Origin of the sequence: Kitasatospora sp. SC0581 (assembly GCF_048159585.1) — a bacterium.
Lineage (GTDB): Bacteria > Actinomycetota > Actinomycetes > Streptomycetales > Streptomycetaceae > Kitasatospora.
This window is the reverse complement of sequence record NZ_JBLRWA010000003.1, coordinates 231864-252757: the sequence shown is the minus strand read 5'-3', so window position 1 is coordinate 252757 and position 20894 is coordinate 231864. Positions and strand designations below refer to the sequence as shown.

Below are 20894 nucleotides of genomic sequence, written 5' to 3'. Positions count from 1 at the left end.
GGCCCGGGCACGGGGGCACGCCTCCCGCGCCCGGGCCGGCCGACCCGCGTCCGCAGACGTGCACCACCTCCCGATGGAAAGAGCAGTGCCCATGGCCCGCGACCTCACCCCCGGCACCGGCATCCGCGGCGGCCGGCTGAGGGTGTACCTCGGCTCCGCGCCGGGGGTCGGCAAGACGTACCGGATGCTGGACGAGGCCCGGCGCAGACAGGAGCGCGGGGCCGACGTCGTGGTCGGGTACATCGAGTGCCACGGCAGACCGCACACCGAGGCCATGCTGGCGGGCCTGGAGGTCGTGCCCCGCGTCCACCGCGACTACCGGGACGCCGGGTTCGACGAGATGGACCTCGACGGCGTGCTCGCCCGCCGCCCGTCCGTCGTGCTGGTGGACGAGCTGGCGCACACCAACATCCCCGGCGGCCGGCACGCCAAGCGCTGGCAGGACGTCGAGGAACTGCTCGCCGCCGGGATCGACGTCGTCACCACCGTCAACATCCAGCACCTGGAATCGCTGAACGACGTCGTCCGGAAGATCACCGGCATCCCGCAGCGGGAGACCGTCCCGGACGAGGTGGTCCGCCGGGCCGACCAGATCGAACTCGTCGACATGGCCCCGCAGGCGCTGCGCCGCCGGATGGCCCACGGCAACGTCTACAAGGCGGAGAAGGTGGACGCCGCGCTCTCGAACTACTTCCGGGTCGGCAACCTCACCGCCCTGCGCGAACTCGCCCTGCTCTGGGTGGCCGGGCGGGTGGACGAGGGACTGCGCGACTACCGGGCCAGCCACAACATCGACCGGGTCTGGGAGACCCGCGAGCGGGTCGTGGTCGCCCTCACCGGCGGCCCCGAGGGCGAGACCCTGATCCGTCGCGCCGCCCGGATCGCCGACCGCACGGCCGGCGGCGAACTGCTGGCCGTCCACGTCTCCCGCAGCGACGGCCTGGCCGGCGCCTCCTCCGGCGCCCTCGCCCAGCAGCGGCAGCTGGTGGAGACCCTCGGCGGCAGCTACCACGTGGTGGTCGGCGACGACGTCCCGACCGCGCTGCTCACCTTCTCCCGCGCCCACCACGCCACCCAGCTGGTGCTCGGCACCAGCCGCCGCGGCCGGATCAACCGCTTCCTCACCGGCCCCGGCACCGGGCAGACCACCGTGGACGACTCCGAGGACATCGACGTCCACATGGTCACCCACGAGTTCACCGGCCGCGGCCGGCTGCCCTCGCTCGGCCGCCGCCACTCCCGGCGCCGCACCATCGCCGGCTACCTGGCCGGCCTGGCGGTGCCCTGGCTGCTCACCGTCCTGCTCTCGCAGGCGGACCACAGCATCAACCTGACCACCGACGCGCTGATCTTCCAGCTCGGCGTGGTGATCGTCGCCCTGCTCGGCGGCGCGGTGTCGGCCCTGCTGGCCTCGGTCGTCGCCTCGGTGCTGCTCAACTACTACTTCATCCCGCCGGTCCACAGCCTGACCATCGGCGAGACCAACAACATCGTCGCCCTGGTGGTCTTCGCCGCGATCGCGCTCACCGTCTCCACCGTGGTCGACCACGCCGGCCGGCTCACCAGCCGGGCCGCCCGCGCCACCGCCGAGGCCGAGACCCTCTCCACCCTGGCCGGCAGCGTGCTGCGCGGCGCCGACGCGCTGCCCGCCCTGCTGGAGAAGTCCCGGACGGCCTTCGGCATGCGGGCCGTCGCGCTGCTCTCCCGGGGCGACGGCGAGGTGCTCGCGCACAGCGAGGGGGACCACCAGGGCGACGGCGAGGGGCCGCACGAGACCGCCGAGGTCCCGGTCGGCGCGGACGCCCTCCTGGTGCTCACCGGCCGCCGGCTGCCCGCCGCCGACCAGCGGGTGCTGACCGCCTTCGCCGCCCACGTCGCCGCCGCGCTGGAGCGCGACCGGCTGGCCGTGGTCGCCGCCGAGGTCGAGCCGATCAAGGCCGCCGACCGGATGCGCACCGCCCTGCTCGCCGCCGTCAGCCACGACCTGCGCACCCCGCTGGCCGCCGCCCGCGCCTCGGTCGGCTCGCTGCGCAGCCCCGACGTCGAGTTCTCGCCCGAGGACCAGGCCGAACTCCTCGCCACCGCCGACGAGTCGCTGGTCAAGCTCACCCGGCTGGTCGACAACCTGCTCGACATGAGCCGCCTCCAGGCCGGCGCGCTCACCCTGCACCTCACCGAGACCCACCTCGACGAGATCCTGCCCCGGGCGCTCGACAGCCTCCCCGACCCGTACGCGCCGGTGCAGCCGCTCGACCTGGACACCGCCCCGCCGGTGCTCGCCGACCCGCCGCTGCTGGAGCGGGTGCTCGCCAACGTGATCACCAACGCGCTGCGGTACAACGCCCCCGGCGCGCCCGTCCTGGTCACCGCCAGCCACCACGCCGACCAGGTGGAGATCCGGGTGATCGACCGCGGCCCCGGCATCGCCCCCGAGGACCGCGACCGGGTCTTCCTGCCCTTCCAGCGCCTCGGCGACACCGACAACACCACCGGCGTCGGCCTCGGCCTCGCCCTCTCCCGCGGCCTCGCCGAGGCGATGGGCGGCAGCCTGGAGGTCGAGGACACCCCGGGCGGCGGCACCACCATGCTGCTCACCCTGCCCGCCGCCACCACCGCGCCCAGCACCACCGAGCCCGGCACCACTGAGCCTGGAGCTTTCGGGGAGGAACCTCCACATGAGTGAACGAAGTGAACGAACCATCGAAAGGTGCGCGTCTCGCGAAGCGACTGCCGAGCGAAGCGAGGCGGGCGCATGAGTGAGATTCTGGTCGTCGACGACGAACCCGCCCTCCTGCGCACCCTGCGGATCAACCTCAGCGCCCGGCACTACGCCGTCCGCACCGCCGCCAGCGGCGGGGAGGCGCTGGACCGCGCCGCGCACAGCGCCCCGGACGCCGTCCTGCTCGACCTCGGCCTGCCCGACCTCGACGGGATGGACGTGCTGCGCGGCCTGCGCACCCACAGCGCGGTGCCGATCATCGTGCTCTCCGGCCGGACGGACGCCGCCGACAAGGTGGGCGCCCTGGACGCGGGCGCCGACGACTACCTCACCAAGCCGTTCCTGATGGACGAGCTGCTGGCCCGGCTGCGCGCCGTGCTGCGCCGGCCGCTGGGCGACGTGCCGCTGGGCCGGCCGGTGATCGGCGACCACACCGTGGACCTCGCGGCCACCGCGGTGCACGGCCCGAACGGACCGGTCCGCCTCACCCCGACCGAGTGGCGCATCCTCGCCCTGCTGCTCGCCAACCCGGGCCGGCTGGTGCCCGGGAGGCAGATCCTGCGCGAGGTGTGGGGCCCGGCCCAGGAGGGGCGCGGCAACTACCTGCGGGTCTACTTCGCCGGACTGCGCCGCAAGTTGGAGCGCGATCCGGCCCGGCCGCGGCACCTGGTCACCGAGCCGGGGATCGGGTACCGGTACGTGCCGTGACGGACCGGCGCACCGGTGCCGGCGCGCCCCCGTCAACGAGCCGTCAAGAGCGGCCCGGTGGGCGACAGGGGGGCGTCAAGGCCGCTCGGGGGCGGTGTTCCGCGGGCGTAGTGTCGGTGTCGAACGAGCGGCCCCTGCTCCGTGTGGGGGAGGTCCGGGGCCGCTCCAGCCGCCGCCCGAGGCGGCCAGCAGGTGGGGGAGGGGCGCGCGACACCAGTCGCGCGCCCCCATCTGCCGTCAGGGGCCATCAGGCCCACTCCGGGACCGGCTCAGCCGTCCCCGCCCCCGGACTGTCGGGGCAGCGCCAGCGCCACCGTGTCCGCGAACTCCCGGACCGCGCTGGTCCGGCTGACCACCCGGCCGCTGTGCACCACCAGCCGGCTGTGCCCGCCCGCGAGCGCCCCGGCCAGGCTGTCCCCGCGCACCGCCAGCAGCTCCGCCGGGAACCCGGCGTCCACCCGGACGGGTGCCAGACCGAGCGCCGCCCGGGCCTGGTTCGCCACCGCGTCGTACGCCGCCTCCGGGGTCAACTCCCCACCGGCCGCCAGCAGGTAGGCCGACTCCAGCGGATCCGCCCGGCCGACCGGGTTGGACGGGTCGCGCAGCGCCCCGCTGCCCGCCGCCAGCGGCACCCCGGCGGCCGCCAACTCCCGTACCAGGCCCGGCCGCAGGCCCGCCGAGCGGCCCTCCATGCCGGTGCAGCAGCCGTTCTGCGGCAGGCAGACCACCCGGACCCCGCTGGTCGCCAGCACCGTCGACGCGCCCCGGGGCAGCGCCCCGCACGGGCCGAGTGCCACCCGGGGCCGCAGCGGGGCCAACGCCCCGGTCATCCGGGCGAGTTGGGCGGCGTCGCCGGCGCCGGTGTGCAGGTCCACCGGGCAGTCCGCCTCCCGGGCGGCCTCCAGCAGCAGCTGCACGTACCCGGCCGGGTCCGGGTCCAGCTCCGGGCAGCCGCCGGCCGCCGTGGCGCCCAGCTTGAGCGCCTCGCGCAGCTGCGCCCGCCCGTCCGCGCCGGCCCGTCCGGTGAGCAGCCGGGGCATCGCCACCGCCTGGAGCTCGGCCAGCCCGCCCAGCGCCTGCCGGGCGGTCAGCACCGCCTCCAGCCGGCGCAGCCCGTGCACGTCGCCGATCCGGACGTGGGTGCGCTGGGCGGTGGCGCCGTAGCCGAGCGAGGTCAGCGCGGCCTCGGTGACCCGGCGGGTGAGGTCGGCCGGGGTGTCCGGCGGCGGGGTGGGCAGGGCGGCGGAGAAGGCGGTGTCGTAGTGGGCGTGCGCCTCGGCGGGGGCCGGGAGCAGCAGGTAGCCGCGCAGGTCGATCCGGGCGCCGGTGGTGACGGTGGGCGCGCCGGGCAGGGCGGGCAGCGGGCCGAGGCTGCCGACGGTGCCGACCGCCTGGATCCGGTCGCCGCTGATCCGGACGTCCACCACCCGCCCGTCCGCCAGCCGGGCGCCGGTGAGGAGCAGGACCGGGCCGTGCCCGAGCGGGTTGGCCGCCGGGCCGGGCCCGGAGTGCGGCCCGTCGGCGGCTGCGCTGTCCATCGCCCGGCTCCTTCTCGGGCCGGCCCGTGCGGTCGGCCCCGTACGGCTGGCCCGTACCGCCGGCCAGTCCTCCCGATCAATGAGCGTCGAGCCTATGGGCCCGGGGGGCGGGTCGCCGGGAGGCGGGCAATAGTCGTATCGGGTCGGGCCGTGCGGCTCGCGGGCCGATCGAACGCCGGGCCTTGGATCGTCCGTCCGTACCCCTCGCCCCACCTGCGGTCTTCGCCGCGGGATACGGATTTCACCTCCGGGCGCGAAACGTGTAATCTCTTCCTCGTTCGCCCCTATAGCTCAGTCGGTAGAGCGTCTCCATGGTAAGGAGAAGGTCTGCGGTTCGATTCCGCATGGGGGCTCTGGTGAGAAGCGGTCAGCTCCGGCTGTGCCGCGGATCACTGTGGCGGTGTAGCTCAGTTGGTAGAGCAAGCGGCTCATAATCGCTGTGTCACCGGTTCAAGTCCGGTCACCGCTACCCCGCGTAGTCGGTCGGGAGATCGCACTCCCGGTCGGCTACTCTTGTTGTGTTCTTATTCGTTGTCCAAGGAAGGCACTCCCGTGGCTGCCACCGACGTCCGCCCGAAGATCACGCTGGCCTGCGTGGAGTGCAAGGAGCGGAACTACATCACCAAGAAGAACCGGCGTAACGACCCGGACCGTCTTGAGATGAAGAAGCACTGCCCCCGCTGCAACTCGCACACCGCGCACCGCGAGACCCGCTGACCCTCTTGCAGGGCGACGGGCCTGTGTGAATTCAGGTCTCTTGCTCCGGGCCGCATCCCTCACAGGGGGTGCGGCCCGGAGTTTTTTTCGTATCCACCCGCGTTCCGAGGAGCCGCCATGGCGCTCGACCCCTCCTTCATCGGGCGTAGCTACCCGCCCACCGAGCCGTACGAGGTCGGCCGGGAGAAGATCCGCGAGTTCGCGACCGCGGTCGGCGACGCCAACCCGGCGTACACCGACCTTGAGGCGGCGAAGGCGCTGGGGCACCCCGACGTGATCGCCCCGCCGACCTTCCCGTTCGTGATCACCTACCGCGCGGCCGGCCAGGTGGTCGAGGACCCGGAGCTGGGCCTGGACTTCAGCCGGGTGGTGCACGGCGACCAGAAGTTCGCCTACACCCGCCCGGTGCGGGCCGGTGACCGGCTGTCGGTCACGGTGACCATCGACAACATCAAGTCGCTGGCGGGCAACGACGTGCTCACCGTACGTGGCGAGGTGACGGACGCGACCGGCGGGCACGTTGTGACGTCGGTCATGACCCTGGTGGCCCGGGCCGCCGACGAGGCGGGGGAGTGAGCGCGATGGCGATCGACTACGACGAGGTCGAGGTCGGCACCGAGCTGCCGGCGCAGTCCTTCCCGGTGACCCGCGACACACTGGTGCGGTACGCGGGGGCCTCGGGCGACTTCAACCCGATCCACTGGAACGAGAAGTTCGCCCTGGAGGTCGGCCTGCCGGACGTGATCGCGCACGGCATGTTCACCATGGCCGAGGCGATCCGGGTGGTCACCGACTGGGTCGGCGACCCGGCCGCGGTGGTCGAGTACGGCGTGCGGTTCACCCGGCCGGTGCCGGTGCCGAACGACGGGGTCGGCGCGGTGGTCGAGGTCTCGGCCAAGGTCGCCAAGAAGCTGGACGACCGCAGGGTGCAGGTCGACCTGCTGGCCACCACGGGTGGCCAGAAGGTGCTCGGCATGTCCCGGGCCGTCGTCCGGCTCGGCTGAGCGGCCCCGAGGGTCGCGGCGGCCGGGGTCCCGTACGGGATCTCCGGCCGCCGGCGCGGGCCTTGCGTAGATAGTGATTGGCCACTAACTTGGGATCCATGGCGAAGTCGAGCATCCGGATGAGCGCGGAGGAGCGGCGCGAGAGCGTCGTCCGGGCCGCCCTGACCGAGTTCGCCCGGGGCGGGTACCACGGCACCTCCACCGAGGCGATCGCCCGCCGGGTGGGCGTCTCGCAGCCGTACCTGTTCCGGCTGTTCCCGAGCAAGCAGGCGATCTTCGCCGCGGCCGCCGAGCGCTGCGTCGAGGAGACCTGGCGGGTGTTCGACGAGGCCTCGGCCGGGCTGTCCGGCGAGGCGGCCGCGGAGGCGATGTCCACCGCGTACCTGGGCCTGGTCGAGAACGGCGACCAGCTCATGATGCAGATGCAGCTCTACGTCTCGGCGTCCGCGGCCAGGGCGGCCGGTGAGGACGAGGTCGGGGAGACCGCCCGGCTGCTGTGGGAGGACCTGTTTGACCGGGTCAGGATCCGGATCGGCGGCGGAATGAAGGACGCCACGCAGTTCTTCGCGTACGGGATGCTGATCAACACCCTGGTGGCGCTCGGCTATCCGCCGGACCACCGGATCTGGGCCGGCTTCGACGGGTGCGAGCCGCCCGAGTAGGCGCGCCGCCCGGATGGACGGGCCGCACGGGGTGTCCGTGCGGCCTCTTTTCGGCCCAAAGAAGTTATTGAGCAATAACTACCTAAGGAACCTGGGGGACGTCATGACGGAGAAACCTGCCATGGGCAGAGCGGCGGTCTGGACCCTGGTGATCGTCAGCGCGGCCAGCTTCATGGCCGCCCTGGACAACCTGGTGGTCACCACCGCGCTGCCGTCGATCCGCGAGGAGCTCGGCGGCGGACTGTCCGACCTCGAATGGACGGTCAGCGCCTACACCCTGAGCTTCGCCGTGCTGCTGATGTTCGGCGCCGCCCTCGGCGACCGCTTCGGCCGCCGCCGGATCTTCCTGGTCGGGCTGGCGGTCTTCACCGCCGGCTCCGCCGCGGCCGCGCTGTCCCCGGGCATCGGCGAACTGATCGCCGCCCGCGCCGTCCAGGGCACCGGGGCCGCGGTGATGATGCCGCTCACCCTCACCCTGCTCACCGCCGCGGTGCCTGAGGGCAAGCGGGGGATGGCCTTCGGCATCTGGTCGGGGGTCAGCGGCCTCGCCGTCGCCGCGGGGCCGCTGATCGGCGGCTCGCTGACCGAGCACTTCTCCTGGCAGTGGATCTTCTGGGTGAACGTCCCGGTCGGCCTCGTCCTGCTGCCGCTGGCCTACCTGCGGCTCGGCGAGAGCCGGGGCCCGGGCCGGGCCCTGGACGTGCCCGGAACCCTGCTGGTCAGCCTGGGGATGTTCGGCGTCGTCCTCGGCCTGATCCGCGGCAACCCGGACGGCTGGACCAGCCCGCTGGTCCTCGGCGCCCTGGTCGGCGGCACCCTGCTGCTGGCCGCCTTCGTCCGGTACGAGCAGCGGGTCGCCGCCCACCCGATGCTGCCGATGCGGCTGTTCCGCAGCCGGGCCTTCTCCGCCGTCAACGCGGCCAGCCTGCTGATGTACCTGGGGATGTTCGGCTCGATCTTCCTGATCAGCCAGTACCTCCAGGGCGTCGGCGGCTTCAGCCCGCAGGAGGCGGGCATCCGGATGCTGCCGTGGACGGCGATGCCGCTGCTGGTCTCGCCGATCGCGGGCATCCTCTCCGACCGGATCGGCGGCCGGCCGATCGTGGTCGCCGGGCTGGCGCTGCAGGCCGCGGGCCTGGCGCTGTACGGCCTGGTGGTGGACGGGAGCACCGGCCTCGACTACGTCGCCCAGATACCGGCCACCGTGATCTGCGGGATCGGCATGTCGCTGTACTTCGGCCCGACCGCCCAACTGGTGATGGCCAGCGTCCGGCCACAGGAGCAGGGGATCGCCTCCGGCGCCAACAACGCGCTGCGCGAGGTCGGCGGGGCGCTCGGGGTCGCCGTGCTCGCGGCGGTGTTCTCGGGGCAGGGCGGCTACCAGTCGGTGCGGGCCTTCACGGACGGGCTGGTGCCCGCGCTGTACGTCGGCGCCGCCGCCGTCGGGCTCGGCGCGCTCGCCGCGGTGTTCATCCCGCGGCGGCGGAAGGCGCCGGTCGCGGCGGCGGGGGAGCGGGCGGCGGACCGGGCCGAGCCGGCCCGGGTCTGAACGGGGGCGTAGGGGAGGGGCCCGCCGACGGGAATCGCGTTCCGGTCGGCGGACCCCTCCCCCGTACGCTGGTGGGCGTGCTGGTAGAAAACGACGCCCCCCTCGCCCCGCTGACCACGCTCCGGCTCGGCGGCCCGGCCCGCCGCCTGGTGACCGCCCACACCGACGACGAGGTGATCGCCGCCGTCCGCGAGGCCGACGCGGCCGGCGAGCCGCTGCTCGTCCTCGGCGGCGGCTCCAACCTGGTGATCGGCGACGCCGGCTTCCCCGGCACCGTGCTGCGGATCGCCACCGAGGGCTTCGCCCTGGACGGCACCGCGCTGGAGGTCGCGGCCGGCGAGACCTGGTCCGAGGTGGTCCACCGCACCGTGCGCGACCACGGGCTGGCGGGCATCGAGTTCCTGGCCGGCATCCCCGGCTCCGCGGGCGCCACCCCGGTGCAGAACGTGGGCGCGTACGGCCAGGAGGTCGCCCAGTCGATCACCGAGGTGGTCGCGTACGACCGCACCGCCGACGAGGTCGTCACCCTCTCGAACGCCGAGTGCGGGTTCTCCTACCGGCACAGCCGCTTCAAGGCCGAGCCGGACCGCTACGTGGTGCTGCGGGTGCGGTTCCGCCTGGAGGACAACGACGGGCTCTCCACCCCCGTCCGCTACGCCGAGACCGCCCGGCACCTGGGCGTCGAGCCGGGCGCCCGGGTCGCGGTCGGCACGGCCTGGACGGCGGTGCTGCTGCTGCGCTCCGGCAAGGGCATGGTGCTGGACCCGGCGGACCACGACACCTGGTCGGCGGGCTCCTTCTTCACCAACCCGGTGCTCACGGCCGCGCAGTACGAGTCCTTCCGCACCCGCCCGGGCACCGAGGACGCCCCCGCCTACCCGGCCCCGGAGGGCTGCACCAAGACCTCGGCGGCCTGGCTGATCGACCGCGCGGGCTTCGGCAAGGGCTACGGCGGCGGCCCGGCGACGCTCTCCACCAAGCACACCCTGGCGCTCACCAACCGCGGCTCGGCCACCGCCGAGGACCTGCTGGCACTGGCCCGGGAGATCCGGGACGGGGTCCGCGCGGCCTTCGGGGTGGAGCTGGTGAACGAGCCGGTGATGGTGGGCGTCAAGCTCTAGCAGCGACCCTAGGCGGGTACGGCGGCCGCTTCCGCGGGGGCGCGGTCGCCGACCAGCCAGGCGTCGATGTCCGCCAGCAGCTCCTTGCGGACGGCCTCCGGCGCGACCGAGCCGCGCACCGACTGCCGTGCCAGCTCCGCGAGTTCGGCGTCGGAGAAGCCCAGCACGTCCCGGACCAGCTCGTACTGGGCGGCCAGCCGGCTGCCGAACAGCAGCGGGTCGTCCGCGCCCAGGGCGAGCGGCACCCCGGCGTCGAAGAGCCGGCGCAGCGGCACCTCCTCGGGGCGCTCGTAGACGCCGAGCGAGACGTTGGAGGACGGGCAGACCTCGCAGGTGACCTGCCGGTCCGCCAGCCGCTCCATCAGCCGGGGGTCCTCGGCGGCCCGTACGCCGTGGCCGATCCGGGCGGCGCCCAGGTCGTCCAGGCAGTCCCGGACGGACTCCGGGCCGGACAGCTCGCCGCCGTGCGGGGCCGCCAGCAGCCCGCCGTTGCGGGCGATCGCGAAGGCCCGGTCGAAGTCCCGGGCCAGGCCCCGGCGCTCGTCGTTGGAGAGGCCGAAGCCGACCACCCCGTGGTCGGCGTAGCGGACGGCCAGCCGGGCCAGCGTCCGGGCGTCCATCGGGGACTTCATCCGGTTGGCCGCGACCAGGACCCGGATGCCCACCCCGGTCGCCGCGGCGGCGTGCTCCACCGCGTCCAGGATCAGCTCCAGGGCGGGGATCAGTCCGCCCAGCCGGGGCGCGTAGGACGTCGGGTCGACCTGGATCTCCAGCCAGCGGGAGCCGTCCCGCCGCTCGTCCTCGGCGGTCTCCAGGACCAGCCGGCGGATGTCCTCCTCGTCCCGCAGCACCGAGCGGGCGGTGTCGTACAGCCGCTGGAAGCGGAACCAGCCCCGCTCGTCGGTGGCCCGCAGCCGGGGCGGCTCGCCGGAGCTGAGCGCCTCCGGCAGCCGGACGCCGTGCTTGTCCGCCAGCTCCAGGAGGGTGGCGGGCCGCATTGAGCCGGTGAAGTGCAGGTGCAGGTGGGCCTTCGGGAGGCCCCTGACGTCTCGCGGGTTCAACAGGCGTTCCATTCACCGATACTGCCGTATACGGCCCCTGAACGGGAACCGCCCCCTCTACATCCCCTGAAGGGGTGAAAGGGGGCGGTGCGCCGGGTGAAACCCTGGCGTCGGGTTGACGTCGGTGGACGGACCCGAGGTCAGTCGCGGGCCTCGCCGAGCAGCTTCTGGACCCGGCTGACGCCCTCGACCAGGTCGGCGTCGCCGAGCGCGTAGGAGAGCCGCAGGTAGCCGGGGGTGCCGAAGGCCTCGCCCGGGACGACCGCGACCTCGGCCTCGTCCAGGATCAGGGCGGCCAGCTCGGCGGAGGTCTGCGGGCGCCGGCCGCGGATCTCCTTGCCCAGCAGGCCCTTGACCGACGGGTAGGCGTAGAAGGCGCCCTCGGGCTCGGGGCAGAGCACGCCCTCGATCTCGTTGAGCATCCGCACGATGGTCTTGCGGCGGCGGTCGAAGGCCTCGCGCATCTCGGCGACCGCGTCCAGGTCGCCGGCCACGGCGGCCAGGGCGGCGCGCTGGGCGACGTTGGAGACGTTCGAGGTGGCGTGCGACTGGAGGTTGGTCGCGGCCTTGATGACGTCCTTCGGGCCGACCACCCAGCCCACCCGCCAGCCGGTCATCGCGTAGGTCTTGGCGACACCGTTGACCACGATGCACTTCTCGGCCAGCTCGGGCAGCAGGGCGGGCAGCGAGGTGAAGGTGGCGTCGCCGTACACCAGGTGCTCGTAGATCTCGTCGGTGAGCACCCACAGGCCGTGCTCCAGCGCCCAGCGGCCGATCGCCTCGGCCTCGGCCTCGGTGTACACCGCGCCGGTCGGGTTGGACGGCGAGACGAACAGCACCACCTTGGTGTTCTCGGTGCGCGCGGCCTCCAGCTGCTCGACCGAGACCTTGTAGCCGGTGGTCTCGTCGGAGACGACCTCCACCGGGACGCCGCCGGCCAGCTGGACCGACTCCGGGTAGGTGGTCCAGTACGGGGCCGGGATGATGACCTCGTCGCCCGGGTCCAGGATCGCCGCGAACGCCTCGTAGATCGCCTGCTTGCCGCCGTTGGTGACGAGCACCTGGGAGGCGTCCACCTCGTAGCCGGAGTCGCGCAGCGTCTTGGCGGCGATCGCGGCCTTCAGCTCGGGCAGGCCACCCGCCGGGGTGTAGCGGTGGTTCTTCGGGTCGCGGCAGGCCTCGACGGCCGCCTCGACGATGTAGTCCGGGGTGGGGAAGTCGGGCTCGCCGGCACCGAAACCGATGACCGGGCGGCCGGCGGCCTTGAGGGCCTTGGCCTTGGCGTCCACGGCGAGGGTCGCGGACTCGGCGATCGCGCCGATCCGGGCGGAGACCCGGCGGTCGGCGGGGCGGATGGACTGGTCGGGCTGCGGGGTGGAAGCGCTCATGCCTGCATCGTCGCAGAACCGGGACCTACCGGGCATCGGGGTATCGGCATCCGTACGTTCCCGTCCGAATCGCGGCCCGACGGTCCGTCGGAAGGGGTCCCGCCGGACCGGACGTCCGCCGGGGACCGGCCGGTCCGGAAGAGAAGCCGGAAGAAGAAGTTCGACCAAACACCCCTCGACCACGTACACTCGCTGCTCGACGGCCCGCCGGCAACCGGAGCTTTCACCGCCTGTGCAGACAGCGGGGGGAGATACGGTAGGTTGGTCGCCACCGGAGCCGCGAGGCACCGTAGGGCAATAGCTCAATTGGTAGAGCACCGGTCTCCAAAACCGGCGGTTGGGGGTTCGAGTCCCTCTTGCCCTGCTGCTAGATCCGTTTTCAGCCCGTTCGCTCCACAGGAGTGAGCGGGCTTGATGCGGAGATGGCACCGATCAGCACCGCTAGCCGACTGGCCGCCCCCACCGGGTGCGCGGCGAAGCCGGCAGGACCCGGATTCAGGTGAGGACGAGTGACGGAGACCACGGGCTCCACCGCAACGCCTGAGAGCGGCAACCCCGAGGGTGCCGACGGCGCTGCCGAGATCGCATCGGCCGAGGGCGACAAGAAGTCCGGCAAGCAGAAGAAGTCGGGCAAGCGGGCCAAGAAGGGCCTGTTCGCACGGACCGCCCTCTTCTACCGCCAGATCATCGCCGAGCTGCGCAAGGTCGTCTGGCCGACCCGCGGCGAGCTCACCAACTACACCGCCGTGGTCGTCACCTTCGTGGTGGTCATGATGGCCTTCGTGGCCGGCCTGGACTACGGCTTCTCCAAGCTGAGCCTCCTGGTCTTCGGCTGACCGGCCGCCCCACCTCTCGAACAGCCTCCCGACCCGGGCCGATTACTCGGCCCGGGTCGAGCTGTCGGCGCCGGACGTACGCGCGGCTACCGTGGACTCGGTACTGTTGAAGTCTCCGAGACCTCACCTGGCGCCCGCGCGAGCGGCCGTCCGCCGGGCCGGTCGAGGAGCGCGCCACCTTCACCATCTCCAGGAAAGAAGCCGCCACCGTGTCTGAGTCCCCCCTGTACGACGCCGACGAGACCGTCCGCGAGGCGGATGGCGCCGCCGAGCTGGACGCGGCCGAGCCGGCTGACGACGCCGAGTCCGCCGAGCAGATCGTGGACGCCGCGGACAGCGACGAGGACGAGGTCGAGGCGTACGACGAGGCCGAGGCCGGCGAGCCCGCCGAGGAGGCCGCGCTGCACGTGGAGGGCGACGCCGAGGCCGAGGAGTCCGTCGAGGACGCCGAGGAGGCCGAGGACGCCGAGGAGGCCGAGGAGGAGTCGGCCGACGAGGTCGACCCGGTCGCCAAGTTCCGCGAGGACCTGCGCTTCATGCCGGGCGAGTGGTACGTGATCCACACCTACGCCGGCTACGAGAACCGGGTGAAGCAGAACCTGGAGCAGCGCGCCGTCTCGCTGAACGTCGAGGAGTACATCTTCCAGGCCGAGGTGCCGCAGGAGGAGGTCGTCCAGATCAAGAACGGCGACCGCAAGACCATCCGCCAGAACAAGCTCCCCGGCTACGTCCTGGTGCGCATGGACCTCACCCCCGAGTCCTGGGGCGTCGTGCGCAACACCCCGGGTGTCACCGGCTTCGTCGGCAACGCCTACGACCCGTACCCGCTGACCCTGGACGAGGTCGTCAAGATGCTCGCCCCCGACGTCGAGCGCCAGGCGGCCAAGGAGGCCGGCAAGCCCTCGCCGATCAAGCCGAGCGAGATCCAGGTGCTGGACTTCGAGGTCGGCGACTCGGTCACCGTCACCGACGGTCCGTTCGCGACCCTCCAGGCGACCATCAACGAGATCAACCCGGACTCGAAGAAGGTCAAGGGCCTGGTCGAGATCTTCGGCCGGGAGACCCCGGTCGAGCTCTCCTTCGACCAGATCCAGAAGAACTAGTCATACCGTCTTCGGGTTCGGGGCGGGGGCGAGGAGCCTCCGCCCCGAACCCGTTTTGGTCCAGCGGCGCTGACGCGTTAGCCTGGTCCGATGTGTGTGCTGGCGGCCGGGTGTCGCCCCGGTTTCGCACGCACCAGCAATCACCTCTCGGAAGGACCCGGAGAGACATGCCTCCCAAGAAGAAGAAGGTCACGGGGCTTATCAAGCTCCAGATCAACGCCGGTGCGGCCAACCCGGCGCCGCCGGTCGGCCCCGCGCTGGGCCAGCACGGCGTCAACATCATGGAGTTCTGCAAGGCCTACAACGCTGCGACCGAGTCGCAGCGCGGCATGATCGTGCCGGTGGAGATCACGGTCTACGAGGACCGTTCCTTCACCTTCATCACGAAGACGCCGCCGGCCGCGCGCCTCATCCTGAAGGCCGCGGGTGTCGACAAGGGCTCCAGCGAGCCGCACAAGACCAAGGTCGCCAAGCTCACCAGCGCCCAGGTCCGCGACATCGCCACGACCAAGATGCCCGACCTGAACGCCAACGACCTGGACGCCGCGGAGAAGATCATCGCCGGCACCGCCCGGTCGATGGGCATCACCGTCGAGGGCTGAGTTCCCTTCTCGTCCCCTGTGGTAGGGCCCGCGCAGGCCCGTGACACCACAACTCCATTCATCATTCAGGAGCAGCCATGAAGCGCAGCAAGGCCCTGAAGGCCGCGGACGCCCAGGTCGACCGCGAGCGCCTTTACGCCCCCCTCGAGGCCGTCCGCCTCGCCAAGGCGACCAGCACCACCAAGTTCGACGGCACCGTCGAGGTCGCCATGCGTCTGGGCGTCGACCCGCGCAAGGCCGACCAGATGGTCCGCAGCACCGTGATCCTCCCGCACGGCACCGGTAAGACCGCTCGGGTCCTGGTCTTCGCGACCGGCGAGCGTGCCGAGGCCGCGCGTGCTGCGGGCGCCGACATCGTCGGCTCCGACGAGCTCATCGACGAGGTCGCCAAGGGCCGCCTCGACTTCGACGCCGTCGTCGCCACCCCGGACCTCATGGGCAAGGTCGGCCGCCTCGGCCGCGTGCTCGGTCCCCGTGGCCTGATGCCGAACCCGAAGACCGGCACCGTGACCCCGGACGTGGCCAAGGCCGTGAACGAGATCAAGGGCGGCAAGATCGAGTTCCGCGTCGACAAGCACTCGAACCTGCACTTCATCATCGGTAAGGCCTCCTTCACCGACGAGCAGCTGGTCGAGAACTACGCCGCCGCGCTGGACGAGGTGCTCCGCGCCAAGCCGTCCGCCGCCAAGGGCCGCTACATCAAGAAGACCGCGTTCTCGACCACCATGGGCCCCGGCGTCCTGGTGGACCCGAACCGCACCCGCAACCTCCTCGCCGAGGAGGACCCGGCCGCGGTCTGAGCCCCAGTGCTCTAGAGCAGTCCGTACGACGGGCCCGTACCCCCTTCACCGGGGGTGCGGGCCCGCCGTCGTTCCCGGGGAAGGAGCCGGTACGGGGCCCGGCGCGGGCCGGTCGGGCCGACGGGCCGGAACGGTTGCCGGATCGGGACACCGGCGGATGGGAACGACGGGCCGAACCGTCGTACGCTCTGCCGGTCAGACCATGTGGAGCACCTGTGACCGCCGGAGTGTGCCGTGCTGCCCGCCCCTCGCCCCACCGTTCTCGTGGCGGCCCTGCTGCTGCTCACCACCACCGGGTGCAGCCTGCTGGCCGTCCCGACCACCCGCACCCCCGGGGGCCCCGCGCCGGTGCCGCCCAAGCAGGTGGTGCTCTCGGCCGCGCAGGGGCTGGACGACGCCGGCGGCGCCCGGATCGACGTGGTCCAGGAGGGCCCGGCCGGCCGGCGCACCGCGAGCGGCTCCCTGGTCTGGGGCGCCGCGGACGAGGCCGGGCTGGCCGTCACCGACGAGCTGGGCACCGGACGGCTGACCGTGAAGGACGGCGCGCTCGACCTCGTCTACCAGGGCGGCGCGGCCAAGCACGCGGAGCGGAGCACCGCAGAGTCGGTCGACCCCGCGGCGGGCCCCGACCCGGAGGGCTTCGCGGGCGGCTGGACGACCGCGCTGATCACCAACCCGGGCAGCCGGGCGTACGAGGTCGCGCAGGGCGTCAAGCTCACCTCGCTCGGCGGCGAGCAGCTGGCCGGGGTGACCGTGGCGCACTACCGGGGCTCCGCGCCGGTGGCCGAACTGTTCGGCAAGGACGACGAGTTGAGCCCGCAGCGGCGGGCCGCCACGCTGGACTGGTACCAGCGGCACGGGGTGACGGCGATCGGCTACGACGTCTGGGTCGGCCCCGGCATGCAGCTGCTGCGGCTGCGCGAGACGGTCCGGGGGAGTGCGGGAACCACGGTCACCACGACCGATGTCTCGGCTCCCGGAGCGGCGGACGCGACGCCCGCCGCCGGCGGGTGACGGGGGAGCGGATATCCGGCGCGTGGGGCTTCCGGCGATCCGTTAGAGTCCGGATGAGAAACGCATGAGAAGAGCTGACAATCAGCTCTTCGAGGGGGGAAGTCATGGCTGGAACCCGCAAGGCCGCCGTCACCGTCGTCCTCGCCGCCCTGGCGCTGACCGCGACCGCGTGCGACAACGACAAGTCGGCGGACAAGAACGCCGCCCCGGCCGCGCCGACCACGGCCGCCGCCCCGGCCACCCCGTCGGCCGCCGCCCCGACCGGCGCGAAGCCGGAGAAGGTCAGCCCGGCGGTCTTCCTGGAGCAGGTCACCCAGAAGACCGGTGCGGCCAAGTCGGCGAAGGTCGACGAGCTGATCCAGGTCGGCGAGATCACCATGAAGGGCCAGGGCGCGCTGTCCTGGGCCGACGGCCTGGAGGCCGACCTCGCGATGGACCTGTCGGGCTCCCCGCTGGGCAAGGTCCTGGCGCCGATCACCGGCGGGCCGAAGGCGCACTACCTGTACACCAAGGACGCGGTGTTCCTGGGCCTCGGCGGGGAGCTGCTGCAGAACAGCGGCCCTCGCTGGGTGCGCTACACCATGGCCGACATGGCCAAGGCCTCCGGCGGTGCGACCGACCAGCTGCAGAGCGCGGACCCGGTGCAGGGCGTCCGGACGCTGATCGCCGGCGGCAAGGTCACCGAGGTCGGCCCGGAGACGGTGAACGGCAAGGCGACCACCCACTACTCCGGCGTGATCAGCGCCGCGGACCTGGCCATCGCCTCCACCCAGGGCATCACCCAGGCGCAGGCCGACCGGATCAAGAAGGGCCTGGACGCGGCCGGCATCGCCAGCGAGCAGGTCGACGTCTGGGTCGACGCCGACAAGCTCGTGGTCAAGCGGACCGAGCAGGCGGAGAGCAAGGTCGGCGCGGTGAACGTCTCCGTCAGCTACTCGGACTACGGCACCCCGGTGATCGCCGCCACCCCGGTGGACTACATCGACCTCGCCGACCTCCAGAAGGCCGCCGCCGGCAGCTGATCCCCGCCGCCCCGGACCGGAGCCCCGGCGCCGGTCCGGGCTCGGCCGACCCGGTGGACCCGCCCGCCCGAGGGGGGCCGCCACCGGGCCGGTCGGAGACGGGTGGCAAGGTGGCCGGAACGGGGCCGCCGTCGGACGGGGGCGGGCGAGAGGGGAACGGACGATGGCGGCACGGCAGCGCTTGGCGGCGGTGGCCGTCGTCGCCCTGCTGACCAGCGGGCTGAGCGGGTGCGGCGGGGGCGGGGAGACGTCCGCCACGCCGTCCGGCAGCCCGAGCCTGAGCACCGCCTCGCCGTCCACCGCCTCCCCGAGCGCCCAGGCCAAGCCCACCGACCGCTCGCCGCACGGGGTGCTGCTCTCCGCCCAGCTGGCCATGCAGACCGCCCGCCGGGCCAAGGTCAGCTACCGGCTCGGCCCGGACGCCGGGTCCGGCCCGCTGTTCTGGCAGCCCAAGACCGCTCTCCAGATCAAGCGCTCCACCCCCGCCGAGGCCGAGCAGCTGATCGTCGTGGACACCGTCGCCTACCAGGGCGGGGACGCCGCCACCGCGGCCAGGCAGGGCGGCCGGCACTGGGAGCGCTTCACCGTCCCGCCGGACGCGGACGGCCACAAGGAGGTCCCGTACGCCGGGCTGATCGACCTGCTGAACCCGGTCGAGGCGCTGACCGCGGCCACCGCCGAGGGGACGGACCCGGTCTTCGTCGGCGAGGAGAAGTTCGAGGACTCGACCGTCGAGCACTACCGGGTCGCCACCACCGCCGAGAAGTACGCGGCCGCTCAGGCCCAGCTGACCGCGGCCCGCCGGGACGGCCTGCGGGCCGCGCTCTCGCCCGGCGGCTCGGCCTCGCTCACCCTGGACCTCTGGCTCAACGACAAGGACCAGCTGGTCCGGCTCCAGCGGACCGGCACCGGGGACAGCGGCCGGCAGGACGACTCGGTGCTCTACACCGACCTCGCCGGGGCGCTGCTCTCGGCGCAGGCCCCGGCCGAGTCGGACACCGTGGACACCGGCGTCCGGACGGTCTCCCCGCTGGCCCGCTGAGCCGTCGGCCCGCCGAGCCGTCGGCCCGCCGCACTGACGACCCGTGCCGCGGCGACCCCGGGGGATGCCCCGTCCGAGGGCGATTTGCACCTGGTGAGGGGCTCCGGTTACTGTTGCCGAAGCCAAAGACCGCTGGTTGTCGCCGCGCCCGTCAGGGATCGGTGGCCGAAGGATCTGCGCTTCGTCGCAGGCAGCCCGCGCAGGTGTGTCTGGAGCTTCGACTTCCGGGTCCGCGTTCGCGCGATCGCCCGTCGAGGTCGTCACGAGCCCCGTGCGCCTGCGCACCGGGGCTCATTGCGTTTTCGCAGGAGCTTTCCTTCCCTCCAGTCGGTCCGCGGCGACCCAGGTCGACTTTTGCGGTCGGCCCGACTTCGACATCACGGAAGGAGGCGTAAGCCTATGGCCAGGCCCGACAAGGCTGCCGCCGTCGCCGAGATCACGGACAAGTTCCGTGGCTCCTCCGCGGCGCTGCTGACCGAGTACCGCGGTCTCTCGGTGAAGCAGGTCAAGACCCTGCGTCGCTCGCTCGGCGACAACGCCGAGTACGCCGTGGTGAAGAACACGCTGACCAAGATTGCGGCCAATGAGGTCGGGATCACGGAGCTCGACGACCTGTTCAACGGTCCGACGGCTGTCGCCTTCGTCACCGGTGACCCGGTGGAGTCGGCGAAGGCTCTGCGTGACTTCGCCAAGGAGAACCCCGCTCTCATCATCAAGGGCGGTGTCCTTGACGGTAAGGCGCTGTCCGCCGATGAGATCAAGAAGCTCGCGGACCTCGAGTCCCGCGAGGTGCTGCTCGCCAAGCTGGCGGGTGCCCTGAAGGCCAAGCAGTCCCAGGCTGCCGCGCTCTTCCAGGCCCTGCCGTCGAAGCTCGTCCGCACTGTGGACGCGCTGCGCGACAAGGTCGAGCAGGGCGGTGCCGGTACGCCGGCTCCCGCCGCCGAGGACGCGGCCGCCGAGTAATTCGGCAGGCTCACGCCTCGCTGCGGGCCCGTGCCCGCCCAACCCGTACATACGGCACCACCTGCCGATTTAGTGGAAGGACGCCATCATGGCGAAGCTGACCCAGGACGAGCTGCTCGCGCAGTTCGAGGAGCTCACCCTCATCGAGCTCGCTGCCTTCGTGAAGGCCTTCGAGGAGAAGTTCGACGTCACCGCTGCCGCCCCGGTCGCCGTTGCCGCCGCCGGTGGCCCGGCCGCCGTTGAGGCCGTCGAGGAGCAGGACGAGTTCGACGTCATCCTCGATGGTGCCGGCGACAAGAAGATCCAGGTCATCAAGGAGGTGCGCACCCTGACCTCCCTCGGCCTGAAGGAGGCCAAGGACCTCGTTGACACCGCTGGTGCCAAGGTCCTGGAGAAGGTTGCCAAGGACGTTGCCGAGAAGGCCAAGGCCGCCCTCGAGGGTGCCGGCGCCAAGGTCACCGTCAAGTGACTTCTCGCCCCCTCTGAGGGGGCCTGAAGCCGGGCCGATCACCCTTGCGGGTGGTCGGCCCGGCTTTTTCGCGTTCCCGGGCCCCTGGGCCGGGCGCGGGGCCCCGTTCCGCCGTCCCCGGCCGGCCCGGTCCACCGGTGTGGCCGAACGCCCACTCGGCACCGTCGGTGCCGGACGGTATGGTGATCACCGTCGTCGAGGGCGGCCCCACCACGGCTTCTGTAACGCCGAGGGGGTCGCGGTCGATAGACCGGTCGAGGCCCGCACCGTCGGCGGGCCCTTGACGAACCCGGCGGGGCGCGCGATTCTCAAGGCGCGAGTCCGCCCGGTTGGTCCGCTACTGGATGCATAACCAGTGGCTCCGGCGGGAAATGACTCCACGTGAGTTAGAGCAGTACCCGGTGGGCGTCCGCGCTCGCCGGCTACCGGGAGGAGTCTCCGATTCGGTCTCCGAATCAGAGCTGGACAGCAGTGTGGCCATTGGCTACACTGTCCCTTTGCGCTGCCTGTTAGCTGCTCCGTGACTCGTCGCCCGGAGTTTGCGTTGCCCTGAAGGGGTCTGGCATCGCCTCCGCA

At 72.5% G+C, this 20894-nt stretch carries 20 protein-coding genes and 3 tRNA genes; 20 read left to right on the top strand and 3 right to left on the bottom strand.

The annotated features are described in order from the left end of the window. Positions 1–91 precede the first annotated feature (91 nt). Positions 92–2683 carry an ATP-binding protein gene (locus tag ACLWS4_RS07390; RefSeq protein ID WP_416873605.1) on the top strand — a complete coding sequence of 864 codons (2592 nt, stop codon included), beginning with the start codon at positions 92–94 and terminating at the stop codon, positions 2681–2683. A gap of 69 nt (positions 2684–2752) precedes the next feature. After that, positions 2753–3427 carry a response regulator gene (locus tag ACLWS4_RS07385; protein WP_049652081.1) on the top strand — a complete coding sequence of 225 codons (675 nt, stop codon included), beginning with the start codon at positions 2753–2755 and terminating at the stop codon, positions 3425–3427. Positions 3428–3696: 269 nt separating this feature from the next. Here the strand turns inward: ACLWS4_RS07385 and ACLWS4_RS07380 are convergent, their stop codons facing one another. Continuing rightward, on the bottom strand, positions 3697–4965 hold the full coding sequence (locus ACLWS4_RS07380; RefSeq protein WP_074003979.1) for a hydrolase: 1269 nt from the start codon (positions 4963–4965) through the stop codon (positions 3697–3699). 280 nt (positions 4966–5245) lie between these two features. On the opposite strand from ACLWS4_RS07380, the gene ACLWS4_RS07375 reads away from it, so the two are divergent. The 8 genes from ACLWS4_RS07375 to ACLWS4_RS07340 all read left to right on the top strand — a co-directional run bounded on the left by ACLWS4_RS07375 (position 5246) and on the right by ACLWS4_RS07340 (position 10018). Continuing rightward, positions 5246–5318 (top strand) — tRNA-Thr (locus tag ACLWS4_RS07375). A gap of 43 nt (positions 5319–5361) precedes the next feature. Continuing rightward, positions 5362–5434, top strand: a tRNA-Met gene (locus tag ACLWS4_RS07370). Positions 5435–5517: 83 nt separating this feature from the next. Next, entirely contained in the window at positions 5518–5682 is a 165-nt protein-coding gene (gene rpmG, locus ACLWS4_RS07365) for a 50S ribosomal protein L33 (RefSeq protein WP_006604855.1), read from the top strand. 117 nt (positions 5683–5799) lie between these two features. Continuing rightward, complete coding sequence (locus ACLWS4_RS07360) at positions 5800–6258, top strand: MaoC family dehydratase N-terminal domain-containing protein (RefSeq protein ID WP_049651991.1); 459 nt, start codon at positions 5800–5802, stop codon at positions 6256–6258. A gap of 5 nt (positions 6259–6263) precedes the next feature. Continuing rightward, positions 6264–6686: a MaoC family dehydratase gene (locus ACLWS4_RS07355; protein ID WP_049651990.1), complete on the top strand. Its 423-nt coding sequence runs from the start codon at positions 6264–6266 to the stop codon at positions 6684–6686. Between the two features lie 98 nt (positions 6687–6784). Then, a complete protein-coding gene (locus tag ACLWS4_RS07350; RefSeq protein WP_234348396.1) occupies positions 6785–7348 on the top strand; it encodes a TetR/AcrR family transcriptional regulator in 564 nt (187 codons plus the stop codon). Positions 7349–7451: 103 nt separating this feature from the next. After that, entirely contained in the window at positions 7452–8897 is a 1446-nt protein-coding gene (locus tag ACLWS4_RS07345) for an MFS transporter (RefSeq protein WP_416873604.1), read from the top strand. A gap of 77 nt (positions 8898–8974) precedes the next feature. Further along, positions 8975–10018: a UDP-N-acetylmuramate dehydrogenase gene (locus tag ACLWS4_RS07340; protein ID WP_049651994.1), complete on the top strand. Its 1044-nt coding sequence runs from the start codon at positions 8975–8977 to the stop codon at positions 10016–10018. An 8-nt stretch (positions 10019–10026) separates the two neighbouring features. Here the strand turns inward: ACLWS4_RS07340 and ACLWS4_RS07335 are convergent, their stop codons facing one another. Next, positions 10027–11091 carry an adenosine deaminase gene (locus ACLWS4_RS07335; RefSeq protein WP_049651987.1) on the bottom strand — a complete coding sequence of 355 codons (1065 nt, stop codon included), beginning with the start codon at positions 11089–11091 and terminating at the stop codon, positions 10027–10029. A 128-nt stretch (positions 11092–11219) separates the two neighbouring features. Next, on the bottom strand, positions 11220–12467 hold the full coding sequence (locus ACLWS4_RS07330; protein ID WP_375876145.1) for a pyridoxal phosphate-dependent aminotransferase: 1248 nt from the start codon (positions 12465–12467) through the stop codon (positions 11220–11222). Between the two features lie 291 nt (positions 12468–12758). Between ACLWS4_RS07330 and ACLWS4_RS07325 the strand changes: the two genes are divergently transcribed. From ACLWS4_RS07325 to rplL, 10 genes are all read left to right on the top strand, one after another. Further along, positions 12759–12831 (top strand) — tRNA-Trp (locus tag ACLWS4_RS07325). 145 nt (positions 12832–12976) lie between these two features. Next, the gene (gene secE, locus ACLWS4_RS07320) at positions 12977–13303 is read left to right on the top strand and encodes a preprotein translocase subunit SecE (protein ID WP_049651985.1); all 327 of its coding nucleotides are present in this window, start codon (positions 12977–12979) and stop codon (positions 13301–13303) included. A gap of 209 nt (positions 13304–13512) precedes the next feature. Then, positions 13513–14406: a transcription termination/antitermination protein NusG gene (gene nusG / locus ACLWS4_RS07315; RefSeq protein ID WP_416873603.1), complete on the top strand. Its 894-nt coding sequence runs from the start codon at positions 13513–13515 to the stop codon at positions 14404–14406. Between the two features lie 167 nt (positions 14407–14573). Continuing rightward, positions 14574–15008, top strand: coding sequence for a 50S ribosomal protein L11 (gene rplK, locus ACLWS4_RS07310; protein WP_049651984.1), 435 nt, complete (start codon positions 14574–14576; stop codon positions 15006–15008). 77 nt (positions 15009–15085) lie between these two features. Beyond that, positions 15086–15808 carry a 50S ribosomal protein L1 gene (gene rplA, locus ACLWS4_RS07305; RefSeq protein ID WP_049651983.1) on the top strand — a complete coding sequence of 241 codons (723 nt, stop codon included), beginning with the start codon at positions 15086–15088 and terminating at the stop codon, positions 15806–15808. 234 nt (positions 15809–16042) lie between these two features. Next, positions 16043–16822, top strand: a complete 780-nt coding sequence (locus tag ACLWS4_RS07300; protein WP_049651982.1) for a hypothetical protein — start codon at positions 16043–16045, stop codon at positions 16820–16822. A 104-nt stretch (positions 16823–16926) separates the two neighbouring features. Next, a complete protein-coding gene (locus ACLWS4_RS07295; protein ID WP_049651981.1) occupies positions 16927–17844 on the top strand; it encodes a hypothetical protein in 918 nt (305 codons plus the stop codon). Between the two features lie 163 nt (positions 17845–18007). Beyond that, positions 18008–18886, top strand: a complete 879-nt coding sequence (locus tag ACLWS4_RS07290) for a hypothetical protein (protein ID WP_117488240.1) — start codon at positions 18008–18010, stop codon at positions 18884–18886. Between the two features lie 399 nt (positions 18887–19285). After that, entirely contained in the window at positions 19286–19849 is a 564-nt protein-coding gene (rplJ, locus tag ACLWS4_RS07285; RefSeq protein ID WP_045693068.1) for a 50S ribosomal protein L10, read from the top strand. 85 nt (positions 19850–19934) lie between these two features. Further along, positions 19935–20318, top strand: coding sequence for a 50S ribosomal protein L7/L12 (rplL, locus tag ACLWS4_RS07280; RefSeq protein WP_198959424.1), 384 nt, complete (start codon positions 19935–19937; stop codon positions 20316–20318). Positions 20319–20894: the final 576 nt, after the last annotated feature.

Excerpts from the sequence above, each read along its gene's own strand:
- rplA (WP_049651983.1), top strand. The coding sequence starts at position 15,086 with ATGAAGCGCAGCAAGGCCCTGAAGGCCGCGGACGCCCAGGTCGACCGC.
- ACLWS4_RS07295 (WP_049651981.1), top strand. The coding sequence starts at position 16,927 with ATGGCTGGAACCCGCAAGGCCGCCGTCACCGTCGTCCTCGCCGCCCTG.
- ACLWS4_RS07330 (WP_375876145.1), bottom strand. The coding sequence starts at position 12,467 with ATGAGCGCTTCCACCCCGCAGCCCGACCAGTCCATCCGCCCCGCCGAC.
- ACLWS4_RS07290 (WP_117488240.1), top strand. The coding sequence starts at position 18,008 with ATGGCGGCACGGCAGCGCTTGGCGGCGGTGGCCGTCGTCGCCCTGCTG.
- ACLWS4_RS07380 (WP_074003979.1), bottom strand. The coding sequence starts at position 4,965 with ATGGACAGCGCAGCCGCCGACGGGCCGCACTCCGGGCCCGGCCCGGCG.
- ACLWS4_RS07355 (WP_049651990.1), top strand. The coding sequence starts at position 6,264 with ATGGCGATCGACTACGACGAGGTCGAGGTCGGCACCGAGCTGCCGGCG.
- rplJ (WP_045693068.1), top strand. The coding sequence starts at position 19,286 with ATGGCCAGGCCCGACAAGGCTGCCGCCGTCGCCGAGATCACGGACAAG.
- ACLWS4_RS07350 (WP_234348396.1), top strand. The coding sequence starts at position 6,785 with ATGGCGAAGTCGAGCATCCGGATGAGCGCGGAGGAGCGGCGCGAGAGC.
- ACLWS4_RS07385 (WP_049652081.1), top strand. The coding sequence starts at position 2,753 with ATGAGTGAGATTCTGGTCGTCGACGACGAACCCGCCCTCCTGCGCACC.
- ACLWS4_RS07360 (WP_049651991.1), top strand. The coding sequence starts at position 5,800 with ATGGCGCTCGACCCCTCCTTCATCGGGCGTAGCTACCCGCCCACCGAG.
- ACLWS4_RS07345 (WP_416873604.1), top strand. The coding sequence starts at position 7,452 with ATGACGGAGAAACCTGCCATGGGCAGAGCGGCGGTCTGGACCCTGGTG.
- ACLWS4_RS07335 (WP_049651987.1), bottom strand. The coding sequence starts at position 11,091 with ATGGAACGCCTGTTGAACCCGCGAGACGTCAGGGGCCTCCCGAAGGCC.
- ACLWS4_RS07390 (WP_416873605.1), top strand. The coding sequence starts at position 92 with ATGGCCCGCGACCTCACCCCCGGCACCGGCATCCGCGGCGGCCGGCTG.
- rplK (WP_049651984.1), top strand. The coding sequence starts at position 14,574 with ATGCCTCCCAAGAAGAAGAAGGTCACGGGGCTTATCAAGCTCCAGATC.